This is a genomic window from Photorhabdus hainanensis, from assembly GCF_018448965.1.
Lineage (GTDB): Bacteria > Pseudomonadota > Gammaproteobacteria > Enterobacterales > Enterobacteriaceae > Photorhabdus > Photorhabdus akhurstii.
Genome location: NZ_RCWD01000103.1, coordinates 1 through 1317 on the forward strand (window position 1 = coordinate 1; position 1317 = coordinate 1317).

The 1317-nt window shown below is 50.9% G+C and carries 1 protein-coding gene; it reads right to left on the reverse strand.

Features of this window, described 5'->3' with window-relative positions; translation table 11 throughout:
- A partial coding sequence (tssI, locus tag EAE92_RS24030; RefSeq protein WP_214069855.1) for a type VI secretion system tip protein TssI/VgrG occupies positions 1 to 1317 on the reverse strand: 1317 nt, incomplete at both ends.

Below are 1317 nucleotides of genomic sequence, written 5' to 3' on the forward strand. Positions count from 1 at the left end.
TTTCTGCCCGCGCAGGTAAATCTCCTCCCGGTCTTTCTCATCTTCAAAGCGCAATTCATTAAAACCTTCCCCTTTGTGGGTTTGGGTTTTAAATGTCGTGCGGGTCTTTTCCGCGGGTAAATTTAACGGCGGCCGGTTTGAACCGTTGTAGGTGCAACCGGTGACAATCGGGCGATCAATATCGCCGTTCAGATAAGAAACAATCACCTCCTGACCGATACGGGGAACCGCCATAAAACCGTAACCGCTGCCATTCCAGCCCTGGGCGAATCGTACCCAACAGGTGGCGTTTTCATCGGCTTTATCATAACGATCCCAGTGAAAATGGATGCGGATACACCCCTCTTCATTGACATAAATCTCTTCTCCTTCCGGGCCAACCACGGTGGCGATTTCATCACCGTCCGCCAGCGGTTTGTAACGGTATAGCGCTCGCCAGTCTCTATAACCCGAAATAAAACTGAATTCGTTGTGCAGATAAGTACCTGATTCTCCGCTCTGTTCTTGCAGTGCTTGCGGACACTTGCCGTGATGATGGATAGTGACGATTTGCCAGCGGGTGTTCATGGCGTCAACCGGGTGTTCGTTAAGCGCAAAGATTTTACCGGGCATCAGTTTAAAACAGTTGCTTTGCCCACAGCCGGCCTGACGTTGATTCTCGACGGCCTGATGACGACGCTGGACAAACGGTTTCGCCTCTGCGTCTTTCTGAAAACGGCCGTAGCTTTCAAAAAGCTCAAACAAGGTCTTCTGCCCCTCGACACGGGGATCGATATTGGCCCGGTGTGTCAGGCGGTAAGCGGGATTTTGGGGATTGTAGTCCTTATAAATGACCCGATTCGGGGTCATGGAGACCCCCAGACGCACCTGATTAACCACATTCATTTCCGTGGCCGTCTCTATCTGCGGGTTGTAGACCAGCGGTAAATTGGCCGTCATCCCTAAATGGCTGTCGCTGAAAAACAGCTTGTCGTCTTCAAACCAGAAATTTAGCCCCTCTTCGGCAACTAACCGGGCAAAAAAGGCATAATCGGACTCCCGTTTTTGCGTCACATACTCCCGTGTGTAATGAAACTCATCCAGTTGGCAATCGAACAGGATGCCATGTTTTTTCAGTAAACTCTTGAGGATCTCCGGCACGCTTTGCCGATGATAAATCCGGCTGTCCTGATTCAAATTCATCCGCCAGAGCGCGGGCTGGACGGTGAGGTGATAAATGGTACGATGCGCATGCGTATCCCCCCGTATAGCTTGTGAGATAATGCCGCTAACCTGACGTTGCTCAACGTCGTTGAAAACCACCCGGAATTTCACAGA